This is a genomic window from Saccharopolyspora rosea (genome assembly GCF_025643595.1).
In the GTDB taxonomy this organism is placed as follows: Bacteria; Actinomycetota; Actinomycetes; order Mycobacteriales; family Pseudonocardiaceae; genus Saccharopolyspora; species Saccharopolyspora rosea.
In genome coordinates, this window is the sequence record NZ_CP102826.1 from 3,831,956 (window position 1) to 3,855,880 (window position 23,925).

5 protein-coding genes and 1 pseudogene are annotated in these 23,925 nt (G+C 73.4%); 5 read left to right on the plus strand and 1 reads right to left on the minus strand.

Annotated features, from left to right (window positions below; all coding sequences use genetic code 11):
- Positions 1 to 129: 129 nt before the first annotated feature.
- Together NV263_RS17890 and NV263_RS17895 are read left to right on the plus strand one after the other, a co-directional pair.
- A complete protein-coding gene (locus NV263_RS17890) occupies positions 130 to 1,965 on the plus strand; it encodes an APC family permease (RefSeq protein WP_263247457.1) in 1,836 nt (611 codons plus the stop codon).
- Positions 1,958 to 3,121: an NAD(P)/FAD-dependent oxidoreductase gene (locus tag NV263_RS17895; RefSeq protein ID WP_263247458.1), complete on the plus strand. Its 1,164-nt coding sequence runs from the start codon at positions 1,958 to 1,960 to the stop codon at positions 3,119 to 3,121. The genes NV263_RS17890 and NV263_RS17895 overlap by 8 nt, the downstream gene beginning before the upstream one ends.
- Before the next feature lie 202 nt (positions 3,122 to 3,323).
- Here NV263_RS17895 and NV263_RS17900 read toward each other — a convergent pair whose 3' ends face one another.
- Positions 3,324 to 5,087: a hydroxysqualene dehydroxylase gene (locus NV263_RS17900; protein ID WP_263247459.1), complete on the minus strand. Its 1,764-nt coding sequence runs from the start codon at positions 5,085 to 5,087 to the stop codon at positions 3,324 to 3,326.
- A gap of 291 nt (positions 5,088 to 5,378) precedes the next feature.
- Here NV263_RS17900 and NV263_RS17905 point away from each other — a divergent pair, with 291 nt between their 5' ends.
- The 3 genes and pseudogenes from NV263_RS17905 to NV263_RS17915 all read left to right on the plus strand — a co-directional run.
- Complete coding sequence (locus NV263_RS17905) at positions 5,379 to 5,753, plus strand: GMC family oxidoreductase (RefSeq protein WP_263247460.1); 375 nt, start codon at positions 5,379 to 5,381, stop codon at positions 5,751 to 5,753.
- Positions 5,754 to 6,415: 662 nt separating this feature from the next.
- Entirely contained in the window at positions 6,416 to 17,605 is an 11,190-nt protein-coding gene (locus NV263_RS17910; protein ID WP_263247461.1) for a type I polyketide synthase, read from the plus strand.
- A gap of 74 nt (positions 17,606 to 17,679) precedes the next feature.
- Positions 17,680 to 23,823 (plus strand): annotated as a pseudogene (locus NV263_RS17915) (type I polyketide synthase); the annotation flags it as partial.
- Positions 23,824 to 23,925: the final 102 nt, after the last annotated feature.

A 23,925-nucleotide genomic window follows, 5' to 3' on the forward strand; every position in this document is an offset into this window, starting at 1 on the left:
TCAGGACGGCTTGTGCTCAGGCGGGAAATCCGCTGTGCCCGATCTCTGGGAACGCTCGACCGAACGGCGCATACTGCTGGCACCCGGCGATCTTCCGGTGTTCGGGCAGCGACCAGTTCGGGGGTGCGAGTGGCCGAGATCGACGACTTCCAGCACAGCGACGCGAAACTCCGGCGCGACCTGTCCGTCCAGCAGCTGCTGTTCATCTCGGTGGGTTCGATCATCGGATCCGGCTGGTTGTTCGCGGTGCTGTCGGCCGGTGCCGTCGCGGGCCCGGCGGTGATCGTGTCGTGGGTGCTCGCCGCGTTCCTGATCTCGTTCCTGGCCTTGAACTACGCGGAAACCGGCACCATGCTCCCGCGCAGCGGCGGCGTCGCGCGCTACCCGTACCTGACGCACGGCGGCTACCTCGGCTTCCTGCTGAGCTGGTCGATGCTGCTGGGCGGCGTCACCACGGTGGCCATCGAGGCGCTGGCGGTCGTGCAGTACGCCGCCGGTTACGTCGCGACGTGGACCGGTGTCGAGCTCACCAGCCACGGCGACGACGCGTCCACGCTGACCGGGACCGGTCGTGTGGTGGCGGTCGTGGTGATGCTGCTGTTCTTCTGCGTCAACGTCTTCGGCATCCGGTTCTTCGGCCGGTTCAACCAGTGGGTGAGCTGGTGGAAGCTGATCGTCCCGGTGCTGACGTTCGTGCTGCTGTTCACCGTCTTCGACACCTCGAACCTCACCGGACACGGCGGTTTCGCGCCGCAGGGCTGGGGCGCGGTGTGCAACGCCATCGCGGTTTCCGGGATCGTGTTCGCCTTCCAGGGCTTCCGCGAGGGCGTCAACTTCGGCGGCGAGGCGCGCCACCCGCAGCGCGACATCCTCATCGCCACGGTCGGATCGGTGGCCATCTGCGCGGTCATCTTCGTGCTGCTGCAGGTGGCCTTCATCGGCGCCCTCGACTGGGGTTCGCTGGGCATCGCCCCGGGCGACTGGAGCGGGTTGGAAGGCAGCCGGTGGGCCGACCAGCCGCTCTACTCGGCGCTGGAGTCCACCGGCATCGCACTGCTCGGTGCGTTCGGGGTGTTCCTGCTGGTCGACGCGGCGATCTCGCCGGCCGGTACCGGCTGGATCTACCTGGGCGACACCGCCCGAACCCTGTACGGGATGGCGCTGCACGGCAGCATGCCGCGGGCGTTCGCCCGCATCGGGGAGCGGAGCCGGGTGCCGTGGCTGGGCATGGTCGGCTGCCTGGTCGCCGGGTGCGCGTTCTTCCTGCCCTTCCCCGGCTGGTACGAGCTGATCGGTTACACCTCGTCGACCGCCGTGATCACCTATCTCGCCGCCGCACCGCAACTGCAGGTGATGCGCCGGGTCGCCCCCGACGCGCCGCGACCGTTCTTCCTGCGGGCGTCGAAGTTGTTCTCCCCGCTGGGTTTTCTCGCGGCGAGCATGATCCTGTACTGGTCCGGGTACGAGGTGCTGCAGGGCGTGGTGGCCACCGTGCTGATCGCGCTGCCGGTCTACGCGCTGTACCAGGGTCCGCGCCAGGGCCGGGTGCCCGCGACCGGTGCCGCCTGGCTCGGCGCCGGGTTCGCCGTCGTCTGGATCGCCACCCAGGTGATCGGCCCGCTGGGCACGGACAGCCTGCCGTTCCTCGCGTTCTGGTTCTCGTGCACCGCGGAGGTCGTCGGTTTCACCTGGCTGCTGTGGCGGATCAGCACCCCGGAGGGGCGTCGCGAGATCCGGTCCTCGCACTGGGCGGTCGCGCTGACCCTGGTGCTGTACCTGGTTTCCTACTACGGCGCCTACGGAACGGCGGGTGCACCGCTGCTGCCGTTCCCCTGGGACAGCGCCGTCGCCGCGGTGCTCGGTCTGATCGCCTACCACTGGGCGGTGCACAGCGGCTATTCGACGCCGGAGCTGCGGGCCAGCATGCCCGGAGCAGTCGTTTCTGGAGGGACGCGCAATGGTTGACGGCATCGTCGTCGGTGCTGGCGTGGTGGGTTCCAGCATCGCCTTGCACCTCGCCGAAAGCGGCGTGGACGTGGTGGTGCTCGACCCGACGGGAGGCTTCGGCGGGCAGACGCCGCGGTCCGGGGCGATCGTCCGCGACCACCACGCGACCGCGGTGGAAGCCGATCTCGCCTGGGAGAGCCTGACCCAGTACTACGAGCCGTGGGCGACCAGGATCGGCGGTGCCTGCGGCTTCACCCGCACCGGATTCGCCTACCTGGCCGATGATCGCGACGCCGAAGCGGTCCGGGCCAACGTCGCCATGCTCCAGGCGCACGGGATGCCCGACGAGCTGCTGACGCCGGACGAGCTCGGCGAGTTGGAACCCGCCGTCTCGACCGAGGCGATCAGCGTCGCCTCCTACGAGGAACGCAGCGGATACGCCGATCCGACCGCTACCACGATCAGCCTCCAGCAGGCGGCTCGGCGCAGCGGTGCGCGCTTCGAGCGGTCGCGGGTGTCGGCGCTGCTGGAGGAGTCCGCACGGGTCGTCGGGGTGCGCACCGAGGACGGTGCGCGGCGGGCCGATTTCGTCGTGCTAGCGACGGGTGCCTGGACGCCCCGGCTGGCCGCGACCACCGGCCTGCGGCTGCCGATCCGCGCGGCGCGCATCCAGGTGATGCTCTACGAGCGCCCCTACGACCTGCCGACCCACCTGACGATGACGGACGTGGCCAACGACATCTACCTGCGTCCGACCGCGGACCGGTGCACCCTGGTCGGGCGCCACGCGCCGGACCGCGAATGGCTGGCCGACCCCGACACCGACTCCGGCGAGCCCGACGCGGTCTTCGTCGCGGAGGGCCGGGCGCGGATCGGCCGCCGGATCCCGGCGATGGCCGAGGCCCCCTACCGGCTCGGCCGCACCTGCGCGCTGGACATCACCCCGGACGGCCGCCCGATCCTCGGTCCGAGCGAGGTGCCGGGGCTGCACTTGGCGGCGGGGTGGAGCGGCTCGGGATTCGGCAAGGCCCCGGCGATCGGCGCGGAACTCGCTCGCTGGATCCTCACCGGCGCTCCGAGCCGCCCCGAGCTCACCGCCTTCACCGGGCAGCGCTTCGCCACCGGGGCTCTCATCAAGGGCGACCACGAGTACGGGGCCACCGGCCCGCATTGATGCGCGGCCGGTGGTGCGCCGCGGGCTCGCGGGCGTCCGCCCTGGACCACGACGGGGCTTGCGCCGCACCGAGGATCTCCTGCGGCGGCGAGCCGGGCACGCCATCGGCTCGACGAACCGCGCACCGAGATCGCGGGCACCGACCTCGACATCAGCCGCCTGCCCGAACTGTGCACAACTCCCCCGCCGGACCGGCCCACCGCTACCGGTCCACGTCGAACAGGTTCGGCAGCCCGAGTCGGTAGTGGGCCTGGTCCTCCGCCTTGAGCAGTTCGAACTCGGGCGCGTGGTAGACGTCGTGCACGGCGGCCCGCGGTGCCGACGAGCCCGCCTCGTCGAGCAGCGCGTTGACCGCCATGCGCGCGGCGGTGTTCGCGCCCTCCATGGACGCGGCGTTGATCGGGACCGCGACGTAGTCCCCGGCCAGGAACAGGTTCGGGACCGCGGTGCGCGCGGGCGGGCGGCGGTGCCAGGAGCCGACCGGGTGCACCACGAGTTCGTCGGCGTTGCCGGGGTGCGGCCCGCCGAGACCGGTCACACCGGGGTCCAGGAACCACGACACCGGAACGGCGCCGCCCAGGCCGGAACGACCGGTGTCGTCGAGGTGCCGCCGCAGCTGGGCCCAGGTCTCGCGGGCGATCTGTTCGGGGGCCAGTTCCCGCGCCGGGCGGCCGAAGAGGATACCCGGGCGGTCCCAGTCCGAGATGATCATCGACAGGCAGTCCGCGGCCCGGCCGTCGCCGTAGTCGGCGGGCAGGTCGCGGTCCGGCCAGAACCCGGCCTGGCTGACCGAGGTCAGCGCCCACGGGGAGTCGACGTAGTAGACGTGGCCGCGGGCGATCGGCGTGGGCCGGTCGAGGTAGAACTGCAGGCCGACCATCCACTGGGTTTCCAGCGTCGCGGCGGCGCGCAGTCGCGGGTCCGCGGCCAGCAACCGCTCGTTCCACACCCGCCGGGCGTGTTCGACGGGCAGGGCGCACACGAAGTGCTCGGCCTCGGCGTCGAGCCGGCGACCGCGGGGGTCGCGCACCCGCGCCCGCGCGATCCGGCCGCCTTCCAGCACCAGGTCGTCGACCGTCCAACCGATGCGGAACTCGACGCCGAGCCGGCGCAGGTGGCGTTCCCAGGGGTCGATCCACGCCTCGTTCGTCGGCGCGTTGAGCACCCGGTCCGGCTGTCCGTCGGCGCCGCGCCCGAGCACCGTGAACAGCAGTTGCTCCAGGACCACGCCGACGGTGTGCGCGCTGGCGTTCGCGGTGCGCGTCGCGCTGAGCACCCGGGTCGGCCCGGACACCAGGATCCGTTGGTAGTCGTGGGATTTCCCGTTCGCGCGGAGGAAGTCGGGCCAGGTGGTGAAGTCCCACTGGCCGCCCCTGCGCTCCTCGCAGCTGGTGAGGTAGACCAGCAGCCGGCGGGCGAACAGCAGGGCCTCGTCGGGCGGCAGGTGCAGGGTCGTCTCGACCAGCGCGCGGACCTCCTCCAGCAGTGCCGGAGCGGACAGCTGACCCAGCAGGCTCTCCGGCACGCTGCCGAGCGACCACGGGACGTGCAGGTCGGCCCGGCCGTCGGCGAAGGCGTACAGCGCCTCGGCGGCGTTGACGAGGTTGCCGCGCACGCCGTCGGGGTTGCCGGGCACCGGGATGCGGCGCAGCGTGTCGGGCAGGTTGTGGTAGAAGCCGAAGAAGATGCGGAAACCGTGCTCACCGGGCAGATCCCGCCGCCCGCCCCGACCGCTGCCGGGCACCGGGATGCTGCGCGCCTTGCCACCCAGTGCACGCCGTTCGTAGACGGTGACGGCGAAACCGCGCTCGGCCAGCTCGTGCGCGGCGGTCATCCCGGCCACCCCGCCGCCCAGCACGGCCACCGAGGGCCGCCCCGTCGCGGCCGCACCACCCGCCCCCAGACCGGCCAACCCGGCCGCGGCCCCGACCAGGAACGTCCGACGACTGGCCCCGCGTCCACCCATGCCCCGCACCACCTCGACCGACGATCAACGACCGCCGGAAGGTACCGGAGACGAGCGGCGCACCCGCGATCGCCCCGGCAATCGCGGAAACCGCTGCACCGCAACGGCTTTCCGCTTCCGGGAGGCGTCCTGCAGCGGGCTGCGCGGCAGGTGGCGCGCCGCCAGGACCACTCGACCGGGGACACGGAGCGCCCCGGTGGGGCAACCAGGCGTGGTCGCGGGGATCGGTCACGATCACCTCGGCGGACCCGGCGGTCCAGCCCGAGGTGCGCGAGGCGATGTTGTCCGACGATGCGGGAGCGCGCGCGGCTGCGCGCGGGCATCAGGGCGCTCGTCGAAATGGCCCGCGGGGACGAGGTGGCCGCCATCGCGGACGGGCCCGTCGACCGCGTCAACGCCGCGCTGCTGTCCGTGCTGGACGACGACGCCCAGCTCGACGACCACCTGCTCGCCACCGCCGCCGACGCGCAGCACGCGACCAGCACGTGCCGCATGGGCGCCCCGGACGACCCCGCCACCGTGGTCGACCCGCACTGCCGGGTCCTCGGCGTCGACGGCCTCCACGTCGTCGACGCCTCGATCTTCCCGTCCGTGCCGCGCGCCAACACCAACCTCACCGCGATCATGGCCGGCGAGCTCATGGCCGAGCGCCTGGACCGCACGTGACCGCCCACACCGCCCGGTCGGTGCTCACCCCGGCTGGCCGGCGAGAACCGAAAACCTCGCCATGAAGGGAGAAGCAGCTACCGCCGGGCGGGTGCAGCGCTGCGGCCGGCCACGAGGTCTCCCGGCGAAAAAGGGGCAGATCTCCTGCCCGGACGGGAAGATTTCGCAGCCGGGACTCCGAGTCGCGTGCATCGCTGCGGCGGCGTGTTCTAACGTTCGGTGCGTGGACGATCAAGTCGTCGGGAATGGTTCGAACGGGTTGGCCGCGTGGTCGCCGGTTTTCGTCTTCGGCACCTCGGCCCCGGCATCGCCGGTGGGTGGGGCGAAGGTTTGATGCTTCCCATTTCCGCACTTGGTCGGCCGGGCGCGACTCGGACGGCAGGGGCAGGGTCGCCCTGCGCCGTTCCCGTCGTCCCGGAGGACGAACGCTTCGGTCCACACCGGCTTTCCGGTCGGTAGGCGGCGTTCCGAGCGCCTCCCAGCGCCCGCGCGAATAGCGATGCGGCTGTTCTTCCAGTTCTGCCAGGCGAATTCGGGGTTCGTCGGCGCAGTGCCGCCAACTGCGGGGACGTGATCAGATCCGGCCGGGGTGCGGGCCGCCAGGAATGTGCACAGCACCGAGATGCCCGTTGACAGGACTTGACCGAGGAGCGGTGACACCGGTGCCATCCGATTCCGACTCGCTGTTGTGGGGGCTGTCCGCGGACAGTGCGGGCGCACTGCGGGCGCGGGCCGGCGAGCTGCTCGATCGGCTGCGGGCGCAGCCCGGCTGGCGGCCGGTCGACATCGGCTGGACGCTCGCCCAACGGGACGCTGCCGCGCGGCGCGCCGCGCTCGCGGCCGGTAGCCGGGACGAGTTCGTCGAAGCGCTGCGGGCGCTCAGCGAAGGGCGCGGCCGCACCGGGCTGGTCGAGGGCTGCCCGGTCGGCGGTGGCGTGGTGTTCGTCTTCCCCGGCCAGGGGTCGCAGTGGCCCGGGATGGCGCGGGACCTGATGGCGTCCTCGCGGGTCTTCCGGACGCGGATGGTGGAGTGCGCCGAGGCGTTGGCGCCGTTCATCGACTGGTCGTTGCTCGACGTCGTCAACGACGTGCCCGGTGCGCCCCCGCTGGAACGCACCGATGTCGTGCAGCCCGTGCTGTTCTCCGTGATGGTCTCGCTGGCGGCGGTGTGGCGCTCGTACGGGATCGAACCGTCCGCGGTGCTCGGGCACAGCCTGGGCGAGGTCGCCGGGGCGGTCGTGTCCGGCGCCCTGTCGCTGGCCGACGGCGCGCGGATCGCCGCGGTGTGGAGCCGGTTGCAGGCGACGCTGTCCGGCCAGGGCAGGATGATCTCGGTGCCGGCTCCGGTCGACGTCGTGCTGCCGCGGTTGACCGAGGGCCTGGAGATCGCGGCGGTCAACGGTCCTCGGGCGGTCATCGTCTCCGGTGATGCCGACGCCGCCGGGCGGTTGCTCGACGAGTTCGTCGAGCAGGGCGTCCCGGCGAGGCGGATCGGCGTGGACCTGGCCGCGCACTCCGCGCACATCGACCGGATCACGCCGCAGTTGCGCGCGGCGTTGGCCCCGCTGCGGCCGAGGCCGCCCGAGGTGCCCTTCATCTCGTCGGTGACCGGCGAACCGCTGCCGGCGGACGTGCTGCTCGACGCGGACTACTGGTGCCGCAACCTGCGCAGCACCATCCGGTTCGACCCGGCCGTCCGGGCCGCGCTCGCCGCGGGCAACGGCGTTTTCCTGGAGATCAGCCCGCATCCGGTGCTCGTCGCGGGCATTCAGGCAACGATCGAGGACACCGGTGCCCACGCCTCGGCCCGCTGCTCGGTCCGGCGCGGCCAGGCCGGGCTGGACGAGATCGTGCGGACGCTGGGCGAGCTGTACGTCGACGGTGCCCGGCTCGACTGGGCGGCCGTGTACGCGGGCCACGACCCGCGCGTCGTGGACCTGCCCGAACCCGCGGCCGAGGTGCAGGCGCACCCGGAGTCCACGCTGCGCGGGCGGCTCGCCGCCATGCCCGAGAAGGACCAGCGAGCGCTGCTGACCACCGTCGTGTGCCGGGAAGTCCGCGCCCTGCTGGGTTCGACCGAACCCGTGGATCCGGACACGTCGTTCTGGGACCTGGGCTTCGACTCGGTGACCGCGCTGGAGATCCGCAACCGGATCGCCGCGGTCGCCGGGACGAGCCTGCCCGCGACCACGGTGTTCGACCACCCGACTCCGGCCGAGGTGGCGGAGCTGGTCCGGGTCGAGCTGGTGGGCGGTGCGCCGCGCGAAGACGAGATCCCGGCGGAAACCGCCGAGGACGACGATCCGGTGGTGATCGTCGGCGTGGGCTGCCGGTATCCGGGTGGCGTCGGCAGCGCCGACGACCTGTGGCGGCTGGTGCGGGACGGCGTGGATGCCGTGTCGCCGTTCCCGGACGACCGCTGCGGGGACCCCACCGGCTCCTACGACGACGAGACCCGCCCGCCCGGCACGTTCTACCAGCGGGAAGCCGGGTTCCTGCGCGGCGCGGACCTGTTCGACGCCGGGTTCTTCGGCATCAGCCCCCGCGAGGCCGCCGCGATGGACCCGCAGCAACGCCTGCTGCTGGAGACCTCGTGGGAGACCTTCGAGCAGGCCGGCATCGCGCCCGATGCGTTGCGCGGCAGCCGGACCGGCGTGTTCGTCGGCGCCATGACCATGGACTACGGGCCCCGGATGGACCAGGGCACCGAGGTCGAGGGGTACGTCTTCACGGGCGGCACGGGCAGCGTCATGTCCGGTCGGATGTCGTACCTGTACGGGTTCGAGGGCCCCGCGGTCACAGTGGACACCGCGTGCTCGTCGTCCTTGACCGCGTTGCACCTCGCCGTGCAGGCTGTGCGCCGCGGTGAGTGCGGTCTCGCGGTCGCGGCCGGTGTCACGGTCATGTCGGGTGCGGGCATGTTCGTCGAGTTCTCCCGGCAGGGCGGGCTGGCGCCGGACGGCCGGAGCAAGGCGTTCTCCGACAGCGCGGACGGGTTCGGCCTGGCCGAGGGCGTCGGAGTGGTGCTGGTGGAGCGGTTGTCCGAGGCCCGTCGCGGCGGTCACCGGGTCCTCGCCGTGGTCCGGGGCTCGGCGATCAACCAGGACGGTGCGTCCAACGGCATGACCGCGCCGAGCGGCCGGGCGCAGCGGCGGGTGATCCGGGCGGCCCTGGCCGACGCCGGACTCCGTCCGTCCGATGTGGACGTCGTGGAGGCGCACGGCACGGGAACGCCGCTCGGTGATCCCATCGAGGCCCAGGCGCTGCTGGCCACCTACGGCCAGGACCGCCGACGACCGCTGCTGCTCGGCTCGCTGAAGTCGAACATCGGGCACGCGCAGGCCGCCGCCGGCATCGGCGGCGTCATCAAGATGATCCAGGCCATGCGGCACGGCGTGCTCCCGAAGACCCTGCACGTCACCGAGCCGACGTCCCATGTGGACTGGTCGTCCGGGGCGGTGGAGCTGCTGACCGAGCCGACGGCCTGGCCCGACACCGGTCGGCCGCGGCGCGCGGGGGTGTCCTCGTTCGGCGTGAGCGGGACGAACGCGCACGTCGTGCTCGAACAGGCCCCGGAGCCGGCCCACGATGCCGTCGAGTCCTCGTCCGGACTGCTGCCCCTGCTGCTGTCGGCGCGCGACCAGGACGCCCTGCGCGGCCAGGCCGCGCGGATGGCGGAATTCCTGGAGCAGGAGCCCCCGCTCGCGGACGTGGCCTACTCGGCCGCCGTCCACCGATCGGCGATGAAGCACCGGGCGGTCGTGCTCGGCCGGGACGTCGAGCAGCTGCGCGGCGGGCTCGCCGCGCTGACCGGCGGAACACCGGGCGAGAACGTCATCCGGGCAGTCGCAGGGCGCGGCGAGCCGGTCTTCGTGTTCCCCGGTCAGGGTTCGCAGTGGCCCGGGATGGCGGTCGAACTGCTCGACTCCTCCCCCACCTTCGCGGCACGGATGACCGAATGCGCCCACGCACTCGCCGAATTCACCGACTGGAACCTCTTCGACATCCTCACCGACGAACGAGCACTACAACGAGTCGACATCGTCCAACCCGCCCTGTTCGCCGTCATGGTCTCCCTCGCCGCACTCTGGCGCACCCACGGCGTCGAACCCACCGCAGTCATCGGCCACTCCCAAGGCGAAATCGCCGCCGCCCACATCGCCGGCGCACTCACCCTCCACGACGCCGCCCGCATCACCACACTGCGCAGCCAAGCCATCCGACACTCACTCACCGGACACGGCGCCATGGCCGCCATCCCGCTCTCGGTCGACGAGACGCGGGCCGGACTGACCGGGTGGGGTGAGGAGATCTCGATCGCCGCGGTCAACGGGCCGCGCTCGACCGTCGTGTCCGGTTCCCCCGCCGCGCTGGAGGAGTTGCTGGCTACCTGGGACGGCGCGAAGCGGATCCCGGTCGACTACGCCTCGCATTCGCCGCAGGTCGAGCGGCTCCGCACCGAACTGCTGGACGTGCTCGCGCCGATCGCACCCCGTGCGGCGGACGTCCCGTTCTTCTCCACGGTCACCGGGGGGCTCGTCGACGGCACCGCGCTGGACGCCCGGTACTGGTACGACAACCTGCGCCGACCCGTGCGGTTCGACGAGGCGATCCGCGCGTTCGACGGGCACGTGGTCATCGAATGCAGCCCGCACCCCGTGCTGGCGCCCGCGCTGGACACCGCCGCGGTGGCAACGCTGCGCCGCGACCGCGGCGGGCTCGACCAGTTCACCACCGCTCTCGCGACGGCCCACGTGCACGGGGTCCCGGTCGACTGGCGGGCAGCGCTGCGCGGGCGGCGGATCGACCTGCCGACGTACGCCTTCCAGCGCAAGCGCTACTGGTTGGACAGCCCCCGCCCGGCCGCTTCGGCTGCCGACCTCGGCCTGCTCGCCCCGGAACACCCGTTGCTCGGTGCCGCCGTCGCGTTGCCCGAGTCCGGTGGTTTTCTGCTCACCTCCCGGATCTCGCTGTCCGACCAGCCGTGGCTGGCCGATCACGCGGTGCACGGCGCTGCCCTGCTGCCCGGGACGGCGTTCCTGGAGTTGGCGCTGCGGGCCGGGGACCAGGTCGGGTGCGATCGGATCGAGGAGCTGGTGCTGGAGGCGCCGCTGGTGCTGCCCACCGCCGGGGCCGGGGTGCGCCTGCAGGTCGCGGTCGGATCCGCCGACGAGCACGGCCGCCGCCGGATCGGGATCCACTCCTGCGACGAGCGGGCGGCGGACGACTCCGACTGGACCCGGCACGCCACCGGCGTCCTCACTTCGGGCGCGTCGCGCCCGGCTCGGCTGGACCAGTGGCCGCCCGCGGCGACCGAGATCGACCTGACCGAGGTCTACGAGGCCCTGCACGACAAGGGCTACCACTACGGGCCCGCGTTCCGCGGCCTGCGCCGGGCGTGGCGCCGGGGCGACGACATCTTCGCCGAAGCGGTCCTGCCGGGCGGTTCCGACGGCTTCGGACTGCATCCGGCGCTGCTCGACGCGGCACTGCACGCCCGCGTCCTCGAATCCGACGGCCTCCCGTTCGAGTGGCGCGACGTGGCCCTGCACAGCACGGGTGCCACCACCCTGCGAGTCCGCTTCTCGTCCGGCGGAGTGCAGGCCGAGGACGACGCGGGCAATCCGGTCCTGACCGCCGGTTCCCTGGTGCTGCGGCCGGTTCCCGCGCAGCTCGCCCCGCGCGGCGCGGGCGAACTGCTCACCGTCGAGCCCGTCGAGATCCCGCGGCCGGGGGCGGTCGAACCCGCCGCCGTCGCGGTCATCGCGGAGCCGACCGCCGAGCGGGTCCTGGAGGCGATCAACAGCCGTCCCGGCGAACGCGCGGTCGTCATCACCCGCGGCGCCGACACCGACCCGGACCAGGCCGCGATCCGGGGCCTGATCAGGTCGGCGATCTCCGAACAGCCCGACCGGTTCGTGCTCGTGGACACCGACGCGCCGGAGGAGGTGGACGTCGACGAGGTCCTCGCCACCGGCGAACCCGAGGTGTGGATGCGCGGCGGCACGTTCGCCGCACCCCGGCTGCGCCCGGCCGAACCCGCGTCGGAGATCTCGTGGACGACCGACGACTGCGTGCTGATCACGGGTGGCACCGGCACCACCGGTGCCGCGGTCGCGCGCCACCTGGCCCGCCACGGCGTCGGGCTGGTCCTGGTCAGCCGCAGCGGGCCGCGAGCCCCGGGAGCCGACGAACTCCAGGCCGAGCTGGGCGCGGAGATCGTCGCCTGCGACGTGACCGACCGCGCGGCGTTGGCGGCGGTCATCGACCGCTACCCGATCACCGCCGTCGTGCACACCGCGGCCGTGCTCGACGACGGCGTCATCGAGTCGCTGACCGCCGAGCGGCTCGCCACGGTCCGGGAGCCGAAGACGACCGCCGCGCTCCACCTGCACGAACTCACCCGGGACAAGGGGCTCAAGGCGTTCGTGCTGTTCTCCTCGGTCGCCGGTGTCCTGGGCACCCCGGGCCAGGGCAACTACGCGGCCGCCAACAGCGCGCTGGACGCCCTCGCCGAGAGCCGTCGGGCGGCCGGACTTCCGGCCACGTCGATCGCCTGGGGGCTGTGGACCGAGGCGAGCACCATGACCGGGGCCATGACCGCCGCCGATCGGGCGCGGCTGGCCCGGCTCGGCATCGCGGGCATGTCCACGCAGGACGCGCTCGCGCTCTTCGACGCGAGCCTGACCGCAGCAGCGACCGTGACGGCCGTCCGGCTGGACCGCGCGGCGCTGCGGGCGCGGGACGAGATCCCGGCGATGCTGCGCGGCGCAGTGCGACCGCGGGCCAGGCGGACCGCGGCGACAGCAGCAGCGGCCGGGCGGATCGCCGCGCTGCCCGCCGAGGAGCGGCGCGCGGCGGTGCTCCGGGTGGTGCGCGAGCAGGTCGCGCACGTGCTGGGGCACGAATCCGCCGACGCGGTCGACACCGGGCGGGCGTTCCGCGAGCTGGGCTTCGACTCGCTGACCGCCGTCGAACTGCGCAACCGCTTGAACGCGCAGTTCGACACCCGGCTGCCGGCGACCCTGGTGTTCGACCACCCGACACCCGCGGCGATCGCCGAGCACCTGGCCGGGGAATCCGGGAACAGCCAGGCCGCCGCGGTGCCGGAACGCACCGGCGAACCGATCGCGATCGTGGGGATGAGCTGCCGCTTCCCCGGCGGGGTCGAGTCTCCGGAGGACCTGTGGCGGCTGGTGGCGACCGGGACCGACGCGATCGGCGGGTTCCCGGCCGACCGCGGCTGGGACCTGGCGAACCTGTTCGACCCCGACCCCGCTCGGGCTGGGCGCAGCTACGCCCGGGAGGGCGGTTTCCTGTCGCACGCCGGGCTGTTCGACGCGGAGTTCTTCGGGATCTCCCCGCGGGAAGCCACCGCGATGGATCCGCAGCACCGGCTGCTGCTGGAGACGTCGTGGGAAGCCTTCGAGCGGGCCGGTATCGACCCGGGTTCGGCGCGGGGCAGCCGGACTGGTGTGTTCGCGGGCGTGATGAACGGCGGCTACGGGAACTCGCCGTCCGTCCCCGCCGAATTCGAGGGTTACCTGGCCAGCGGCACCGCCGCCTCCGTGGCGTCCGGCCGGATCGCCTACGCCCTGGGCCTGGAAGGGCCCGCGCTGACCGTGGACACGGCGTGTTCGTCGTCCCTGGTGGCGCTGCACCTGGCGGCCCAGGCGCTGCGCCGCGGCGAGTGCGAGATGGCGCTGGCCGGGGGTGCGACCGTGATGTCCTCGCCCTCGCTGTTCATCGAGTTCAGCCGGCAGCGCGGGCTGTCGCCGGATGGCAGGTGCCGGTCGTTCGCCGCGGCGGCCGACGGCACGGGCTGGGCCGAAGGCGTGGGCGTGCTGCTGCTGGAGCGCCTGTCGGACGCCCGCCGGAAGGGGCACCGGGTGCTGGCGGTGGTCCGCGGGACCGCCGTGAACCAGGACGGCGCCTCCAACGGGCTGACCGCCCCGAACGGACCCGCGCAGCAGCGCGTGATCCGCGCGGCGCTCGACGACGCAGGTCTGTCCACTTCGGACGTCGATGCGGTGGAGGCGCACGGCACGGGAACGCCGCTCGGTGATCCCATCGAGGCCCAGGCGCTGCTGGCCACCTACGGCCAGGACCGCCAGCGACCGCTGCTGCTCGGCTCGCTGAAGTCGAACATCGGACACGCGCAGGCCGCCGCCGGGGTCGGCGGGCTGATCAAGATGGTCCAGGCGATGCGGCACGGCGTGCTGCCGAAGACCCTGCACGTCGACGAGCCGAACCCGCGGGTGGACTGGTCGTCCGGAGCGGTCGAACTGCTCACCGAGCAGGTGCCGTGGCCGTCGCCGGGACGGCCGCGCCGCGCGGGGGTGTCCTCGTTCGGCGTGAGCGGGACGAACGCGCACGTGATCGTCGAGGAAGCCGAGCCGGACGTGCCGGGCGGGCAACGCGTCGAGCCCCCGGTGGTGCCGTGGATCGTGTCGGCCCGAACCGAGTCGGCACTGCCCGCGCAGGTCGAGCGGGTGCGGGCGTTCGCCGCGGACTCCGGCCTCGCCGCGGTGGACATCGGGTACTCGCTGGCCACCACCCGGGCCTGGTTGCCGCACCGCGCGGTCGTCATCGGCGACGAGGTGATCACCGGGCACGGTGGCACGCCGCGCCGGGCCGCGTTCGTGTTCCCCGGTCAGGGTTCGCAGTGGCCCGGGATGGCGGTCGAACTGCTCGACTCCTCCCCCACCTTCGCGGCACGGATGACCGAATGCGCCCACGCACTCGCCGAATTCACCGACTGGAACCTCTTCGACATCCTCACCGACGAACGAGCACTACAACGAGTCGACATCGTCCAACCCGCCCTGTTCGCCGTCATGGTCTCCCTCGCCGCACTCTGGCGCACCCACGGCGTCGAACCCACCGCAGTCATCGGCCACTCCCAAGGCGAAATCGCCGCCGCCCACATCGCAGGCGCACTCACCCTCCACGACGCCGCCCGCATCACCACACTGCGCAGCCAAGCCATCCGGCACTCACTCACCGGACACGGCGCCATGGCCGCCATCCCACTGCCGGTCGACGACGTCCGCGACCTGGTCAAGCCGTGGGGCGGCCGGATCGACATCGCCGCGGTCAACGGCCCGGAGTCCACTGTGGTCTCCGGCGAGGTCCGGGCGCTGCGGGAGCTCGTCGACGGCACCGAATTCCGCACCCTCCCGGTGGACTACGCCTCGCACTCGGCCCAGGTCGAAGTCCTCGAAGCGGAACTGGCCGAGCTGCTGGCACCGATTTCGCCGCGCTCCTCGGAAATACCGTTCTACTCGGCCGTCACCGGGGAACGCATCGACACCACCGAACTCGATGCGCGTTACTGGTACCGGAATCTGCGCGACACCGTCCGGTTCGACCGGGCCGTCGAGCGCCTGCTCGATGACGGGATCACGGCGTTCGTCGAGGCGAGCACCCATCCGGTCCTGGCCCTCGGTCTCTCCGGCACGATCGAGCAGGCCGAGAAGGACGCGGTGGTGGTGGGATCGCTGCGCCGCGACGACGGCGGGCTGCAGCGGTTCCTCACCTCCGTCGCGCAGGCCCACGTGCAGGGCGTGCCGGTGGACTGGACCCCCGCCTTCGGGACCGGCGCCCGGGTGGTGGACCTGCCGACCTACGCGTTCCAGCGGACGCACTTCTGGCTGCCCGCGCCTTCGCACGCCGGTGGCGCCCCCGCCCTGCTCGGTCAGGAAGCCGGTGGGCACCCGCTGGTCGCGGCGGTGATCGACCTGCCGGACGGCGGCGCCTGCTTCACCGGCCGGCTCGGCCTCCCGCTCCAGCCGTGGCTGGCCGACGAAGCGGTGGCCGCCTCGACGTGCCTGGACCTCGCGCGGCACGCCGCGGGCCGGTTCGACGACGCGCAGGTGCACGAACTCGCGGTGCACGAGCCGCTGTCGCTGGACGACGACTCGACCTTCGAGGTCCGCGTGGTGGTGGGCCCGGCCGGCGACGACGGCCGCCGACCGCTGACCATCCACACCCGGCCGGACACCACCGGCGCACCCGAGGCCGAGTGGACCCTGCACGCCTCCGGTTCCGCGGGCGCGGCCGACTCCCTCCACGAGCTCGACTGGGTGGCCGACCCGCCCGCTGACGGCACCGCCGCCGCGGTGGTCCTCGCAGCGGCGTCCTGGATCGGCGGTGCAGCGGACCACCCGGACCTGTCGTCCCTGGCCGCCGCGCTGGCCGCCGGTGCTCCGGCACCGGACGTCGCGATCACCAGCGTCGCCGCGCCGGACGAGGACGTCGTCGCGGCGGTGCACACCGCCGCGCACCGGGCGTTGGCGCTCGTCCAGGAGTTCCTGTCCGACGACCGGCTCGCCGACGTGCGCCTGTCGCTGATCACCACCGGTGCCGTCACGACCGGGCCCGGCGACGCGGCGCCGGACCTGCCGGCCGCGGCGGTGTGGGGCCTGCTGCGCTCGGCCCAGACCGAGAACCCCGGCCGGATCCAGCTGATCGACGTGGACGGCACCGCGGCGAGCCGCTCGGCGGTGCGCGCCCTCTGCGGGTCCGACGAGCCCCAGATCGCCGTCCGCGGCGGCGTCGCCCACGTGCCGAGGCTGAACCGCGCGGCGGTCGCCGAGGACGCCGCACCTCCCGCGTTCCCCGACCACGGCACGGTGCTGGTCACCGGTGGCACCGGCACCCTCGGCGCGCTCGCGGCACGTCACCTGGTGACCGACCACGGCGTGCGCCACCTGGTGCTGACCAGTCGCAGCGGAACCGACGCGCCGGGTGCTGCCGAGCTGACGGCCGAACTCGCCGAACTGGGCTGCCAGACCTCCGTGGTCGCGTGCGACGCAGCGGACCCGGACGCCCTGGCCGCCGTGCTGGACGGGATCCCCGGGAACCACCCGCTGGTCGGGGTCGTGCACACCGCAGGGGTCCTCGACGACGCCGTCATCGGCAACCTCACCCCGGACCGGGTCGACGCGGTGCTGCGCCCCAAGGTGGACGCCGCCTGGAACCTGCACCGCCTCACCCGGGACCGCGGGTTGACGGCGTTCGTCCTCTACTCGTCCGCCGCAGGCGTGCTCGGCACCGCGGGGCAGGCCGGCTACGCGGCCGCCAACGCTGCCCTGGACGCACTGGCCGCCCGCCGCAGGGCCGAGGGCCTCCCGGCGATATCGCTGGCCTGGGGGCACTGGGCCGAGTCGAGCGGCATGACCGACCACCTGACCACGGCCGACCTGGCGCGCATGCGCCAGGCGACCGGTCTGCTGCCACTGCCCACCGAGCAGGCGCTCGCGCTGCTGGACACCGCGCTGCGCAGCTCGGCGCACGCCCTGGTCCCCGCCCGGTTCGACCAGCGCGCGCTCGACGGCCCGGTCGCGCCGGTGCTCAGCCGGCTGGTCACCGAGGCGCGCCCGGCACCCGGTTCTCCGCGCGACCGGTCCGCCTCCCCCGCCGAAAGCGCAGCGGCGGATTCGTTGGCGGAGCGGCTGTCGGGGTTGAACCCGGCGGGACAACAGCGCGAGCTGCTCAGCCTGGTCCGCGGCCACGTCGCCGACGTGCTCGGCCACTCGGACCCGGACGCGATCAAACCGGACGCCACGTTCCTGAGCCTGGGCTGCGATTCGCTGGCCGCCATGCAGCTGCGCAACCGCCTCACCGCGGCGACCGGCATCCGGTTGCCCGCGACGACCGTGTTCAACCACCCGACACCGGCGGCGGTCGCCGAACACCTGCGCACCAGGCTGACCACGACCGAGTCCGATGTGGACGCCGCGGAGGCGCAGGCACCGACCGACCAGCCGTCCGGCGGCATCGCGGACCGGATCAGGTCGGCGACGAACGAAGAGCTGTTCCGGCTCATCGACGAGGGTCTCGACGCGTGAGCGTCATCGCCGAATTCCCAGAGTAGCGAGAGTGCCAGATGAACGAGAACGAGAAGCTCGGCGAATACCTGCGCCGAGTCACGGCGGAGCTCTACGACGTCCGCGGCCGGCTGGCGGAAACCGAGGCGCGGCTCCACGAGCCGATCGCGATCGTCGGCATGGCGTGCCGGTTTCCCGGCGGGGTGAACTCCCCGGACGACCTCTGGGACCTGGTCGCCGACGGGCGCGACGTGATCTCCGGTTTCCCCACCGACCGCGGCTGGGACCTGGAGCACCTGCACGACCCCGACCCGGACCACCGCGGCACGTCGCTGACCGACCAGGGCGGTTTCCTGCACGACGCGGCGATGTTCGACGCGGAGCTGTTCGGGATCTCGCCGCGGGAAGCGCTCGCGATGGATCCGCAGCAGCGGTTGATGCTCGAAGTCTCCTGGGAGGCCCTGGAACGGGCCGGGATCGATCCGGCTTCGGCGCGGGGGTCCAACACGGGCGTGTTCACCGGCGTGGCGCACAACGACTACGGCGGGCGGTTCATGGCCGGTGGCGCCGATGCCGGCGACATGGAGGGCTACATCGGCAGCGGCAGCGCGCACAGCGTCGTCTGCGGGCGGGTCGCCTACGCCCTGGGCTTGGAAGGGCCTGCGGTGACGGTGGACACCGCGTGTTCCTCGTCGTTGGTGGCGATGCACTGGGCGGTGCGCTCGCTGCGGGCGCGGGAGTGCGACCTGGCGCTGGCCGGTGGCGTGACGGTGATGTCCACCCCGTCGATCTTCGTGGAGTTCTCGCGGCAGCGGGCGCTGTCCCCGGACGGGCGGTGCAAGCCGTTCAGCGATGCCGCGGACGGCACGGGGTGGTCGGAAGGCGCGGGCGTCCTCGTCCTGGAGCCGTTGTCCCGGGCGCTGGAGCGGGGCCACCGGGTGTGGGGCGTGCTGCGCGGGAGCGCGGTGAACCAGGACGGCGCGTCCAACGGGTTGACGGCACCGAGCGGTCCGGCGCAGGAGAAGCTCATCCGGGCCGCGTGGGCCGACGCGGGCGTGTCCGGCGACGGCGTCGACGTCGTCGAGGCGCACGGGACCGGAACCCGGCTGGGCGACCCGATCGAGGCGCAGGCCCTGCTGGCGACGTACGGGCGCGACCGCGGGGACCGCGAGCCGCTGTGGCTGGGGTCGGTGAAGTCGAACATCGGGCACACGCAGGCCGCGGCGGGCGTGGCCGGCGTGATCAAGATGGTCATGGCGATGCAGCGCGGGACGGTGCCCCCGTCGTTGCACGCCGACGAACCGTCGCGCGAGGTGGACTGGGACTCGGGGGCGGTGCGGGTGGTGACCCGAGCCGTGCCGTGGCCGACCGCCGGCGATGCGCGACGCGCCGCGGTGTCCTCCTTCGGGGTGGGCGGGACGAACGCCCACGTGATCGTGGAGCAGGCACCCGAGCCCGAGGCCACCACCGAACCCGAGTCGCCGCCCGAGCCGGCGGCGCGGGTGCCGTGGATCGTCTCGGGTGCGTCCGCACAGGCGGTGCGGGCGCAGGCCGGGCGGTTGCGCGCGGCGCTGGACCGGGAACCGGGCTGGTCGCCGGCCGAGGTGAGCGCGGCGCTGTGCAGGACGCGGGCGGTGCTGGGCTGCCGCGGGGTGGTGCTCGCCGCCGACCGGGAGGAGGCGCAGCGGGGGCTCGCGGCGCTGGCGTCCGGCCGTGCCCAGCCCGGCGTCGTCGAGCCGGTGCCGGAAGGTTCGGTGCGTTCCGGCGTGGGGTTCGTCTTCAGCGGTCAGGGCGCCCAGCGCGCGGGGATGGGACGCCGGTTGGCCGCGAGGTTCCCGGTGTTCGCCGCGGCGTGGGACGAGGTGTGCCGCCTGCTGGAGGAAGTCGGGGGCGTGCCGGGGGTGCGCGAGGCGATCTGGGACGAGGCGGACCCCACCGCCGCGGACGACACGCTCTACGCCCAGACCGGGTTGTTCGCGTTCGAGGTCGCCCTGACCCGGCTGCTGGAGTCCTGGGGCGTCCGCCCCGACTACGTGATGGGCCATTCGCTGGGCGAGGTCACCGCAGCGCACGTGGCCGGGGTGTGGTCGCTGGCCGACGCGTGCCGAGTGGTCGGGGCGCGGGCGCGGTGGATGAGCCGGGCACCGCGCGGCGGGACGATGGTGGCGCTGGAAGCCACCGCGGACGACGTGCTGGACCTGCTGGCCGGAACGCCGGTGGTGCTCGCCGCCGTCAACGGGCCGACCTCCGTCGTCGTGGCCGGCCCGGACGACGCCGTGCGGGACGTGGTCGAGCGGTTCGCCGCGACGGGGCGGCGGTCCAATCGGTTGCGCACCAGCCACGCCTTCCACTCCCCGGACATGGACCCGGTGCTGGCGCGGTTCCAAGACGAGATCGCGGACGTCACCTTCCGCACCCCCGAGATCCCGTTGATCTCGAACGTGACCGGCGAGCTCGCCGACCCGCACGGCCTGCGGCAGCCCTCGTACTGGGCCGGGCACATCCGCGACACCGTGCGCTTCGGCCAAGGGGTGCGGGCGATGTGGGCCACGGGGACCGGGCAGGTGCTCGAAGTGGGGCCGGACGCGTCGTTGACCGCGCTGGTCAGCGACGCGTGCGGGCCGGGGCAGCGGGCGGTGGCGGCGATGCGCGCCGGACGCCCGGAGGACGACGAACTGCTCGCGGCCGTGGCCCAGCTGTTCGCGCACGGCGCGAAGGTGGACTGGAGCGGGTGGTTCGCCGATGTCCGGCCGAAGCACGTGGATCTGCCGACCTACCCGTTCCAACGCCGCCGGTACTGGATGGACGTCCCGTCGTCGGCGGCCGCCGACGTGACCGCGGCCGGGCTGGAGGCGGGCGGTCATCCGCTGCTCGGCGCGCGCCTGGACGTGGCCGCCGACGGCACGACGCTGTTCACCACTCGCTGGTCGGTGGCCGATCAGCCCTGGATCGCCGATCACCGGGTGCACGACCGGATCGTGGTGCCCGGCACGACCTTCGTGGAGCTGGCCCTGCACGTCGGGCGGCTGACCGGTTGCGGCGTCGTCCGGGAGCTGATCCACCACGTGCCGCTGATCCTGGAGCCGGACGGTGCGGTCAGCGTGCAGGTGCAGCTCGGCCCCGCCGACGAGGACGGTGCCCGCTCGATCAGCGTCAGTTTCCGACCGGACTCGGCAGCGGTGGACGAGCCGTGGGTGTGCGGTACCAGCGGCGTGCTGGCGGACTCCGCACCCGCCCACGACCCCGGCGAGTTCGCGTTCGCCGCGGCCTGGCCCCCGCCCGGCGCGCGGAAGCTCGAACTGGACGGCCTCTACGAGGAGCACTCGCACGCCGCGGGATTCGAGTACGGGCCGACCTTCCAGGGCGTCAGCGCCGTCTGGCACCTGGGTGAGGACATCTACGCCGAGATCACTTCCCCGGAGGCGCTGGACCCCACCGGCTACTACCTGCACCCCGCGCTGCTCGACGCGACGCTGCACCCGGGCCTGATCGCGTCGGAGCAGCTGGGACTCCGGGAGGCCGGGCTGCCCTTCGCGTGGTCCGAGGTCCACGCCCACCGGCTCGGCGCGACGCGGTTGCGCGCCCGCGTCCAGCGGCACGACGACCACCGGATCTCCATCCACGTGGCCGACTCCCAGGGCGATCCCGTCGCCGCGGTGGAGTCGCTCACCCTGCGGCCGCACGACCTCGGCGGCTCCGGCCGTGCCGGGCGGGCGTCCCTGCTCCGCCTGGCGTGGCACGCCGTGCAGCCCGAACCGCCGACCGCGCACCTCACCTGGCAGCTGGTCACCAAGGACTTCCACGCGCTGGAACCCGCGCTGGCCGCCGCGGGCGTGGTCTGCGAGAGCGCTGGTGCCGGAGCGCAGGTGGCGATCGCGTGCCTCGACGGGTCGCAGCACCGCAGTCCGCACGACTGCGCCGAAAAGGCGCTGGCGACCGTGCAGCGCTGGCTGTCCGATGTGGACGATCCCGGTGCGCGCCTGGTCGTCGTGACCAAGGGCGCGGTGGCCGCGGGCCCGGACGAAGCGGTCACCGACCTCCCGGCGGCCACGGCGCGCGGGATGCTCCGCAGCGCCCAGACGGAGAATCCCGGGCGCATCACCCTGGTCGACGTCGACGACGGCAACGGCGTCGCCGAGGCCCTGCTGCTGGCGGCCGAGACCGACGAGCCGGAAATCGCTCTGCGCGTCGGCAGGATCCTGGTGCCGAGGCTGACCGCGCACGCCGCAGGCGGGTCCGCGGCGGGCGAGGCCGTCCCCGCGATCGACCCGGCGGGCACCGTGCTGGTGACCGGCGGCACCGGAACGCTGGGTGGCATCCTCGCCGAGCACCTGGTGTCCGCGCACGGGGTGCGGCACCTCGTGCTGACCAGCCGCCGCGGCCCCGACTCGCCCGGCGCCGCGCAGCGGTGCGAGGAACTGCGGGCGCGGGGCGCGGAGGTCACCGTGGCGGCCTGCGACGTCGCCGACCGCGAACAACTGCGCCTGCTGATCGACTCGATCCCCGCCGACCGGCCGCTGACCGCGGTGATCCACCTCGCCGGCGCGACCGACGACGCCGTGATCACCGCCCTGGACGAGCGGAAGCTGCAACACGCCCTGCGACCGAAGGTCGACGGGGCCTGGAACCTGCACGAGCTGACCGAGGACCGGGATCTGTCGGCGTTCGTGCTGTTCTCCTCCGCCTCGGCGATCCTGGGCGGACCCGGCCAGGGCAACTACGCCGCGGCGAACGCGTTCCTGGACGCGTTGGCCGGGTACCGGCGCCGGCTGGGGCTGCCCGCCGTGTCCCTGGCGTGGGGACTGTGGGCGCAGCGCAGCGAGATCACCGCGAAACTGGCGGAGTCCGACCGCGCGCGCCTCGCGGACTCCGGCATGCTCCCGCTGGGCAACGACGAAGCGATGGCGCTGTTCGACGCGGCGATGCGCAGTTCGGAGAGCCTGCTCGCTCCGCTGTCCTTCGACGCCGCGGCGATGCGCAGGTCCGCCTCGTCCGTGGCGCCGATCCTCAGCACGGCGGTCGGCGCGCGGCCGCGGCCCGCGGCGGCGAGGCGCGCGGCCGAGGAGCCGACGCTGCGGCGCCGCTTGGCGGACCTGCCCGACGGCGACCGGGTGTCCGCCGTGGCCCAGGCCCTGCGCGGTGAGGTGGCCTCGGTGCTCGGGCACAGCGACACCGGCGAGATCAACGACACGGCCATGTTCCGCGATCTCGGCTTCGACTCGCTGGCGTCGGTGGACCTGCGCAACCGGCTCAGCCGGCTGACGGGATTGCAGCTGCCCGCGACGGTGGTCTTCGACCACCCCACCGTCCAGGGGCTGTCGGCATTCCTGGCGGACCGGATCGCGGCGGCCGGCGACCAACCCCGCGAAGTCGTGCCGGACGGCGCCCCTGCGGCGCAGGCGCACTCCGGCAGCGAGCCGGAGCAGACCGTCTCGACGCTGTTCAGGCAGGCGGTCGGAGCCGGCCGGGCGGCGGAGGCGCTCCAGCTCATCGGCGCGGCGGCCGCGCTGCGACCGATGTTCGACAGCACGGGCACCCGCGCGACCTCCCCGCTGGAGCCGGTGGCGTTGAGCCGGGGCGATCGCGGTCCCGAGCTGGTCTGCCTGCCCTCCGTCGGTGCCATGTCCGGGGTCCAGCAGTACTTCCGGCTGTCCGAGGCGCTGGGCACGACGAACCCCGTGACCTCGTTCGCGGTTCCGGGCTACCTGCCGGGGGAAGAGCTTCCGGGGTCCTTGGACGCGCTCGCCCGCGTGCTGGCCACCAGCGTGCAGCGGTGCGTGCGCCAACCGTCGTACGTCCTCATCGGACACTCCTCCGGCGGCTGGCTCGCGCACCTCGCCGCCGAGCTGCTCACCGCGGAGGGACTGCCGCCCGCCGGGGTCGCCCTGCTCGACACCTACCTCCCCCGCAACGGGGAGACCGCGACGATCCTGCCCGAGCTCATCGCGGACATGGTCGAGCCACCGACCGGTACCGTCCCGCTCGAACAGGTCCGGCTCACCGCGATGGGTTGGTACTTCCGGATGTTCGCCGACTGGCAGCCGAATCCGGTCGCTGTGCCGACGTTGTTCGTGCGACCGGACGACCCGTTCCGCGAGAGCCACCGGGACACCGCCTGGCGCGCCCAGTGGCCGCTCGCGCACGACGCGGCGCACACCCCCGGCGACCACTTCACCATGATCAGCGAGGGGGCGGCCGGAACCGCGGAGGTGATCGCCACCTGGCTGGAGTCGCTGTGATCTGACGGCGCAGCGCCTCCCGCGGTGGACGGAGCCGCCCGCACGAAGGTTCGCGTGACGGCTACCGGCAGACTGCCGGTAGCCGTCACGGACTCGGCAACG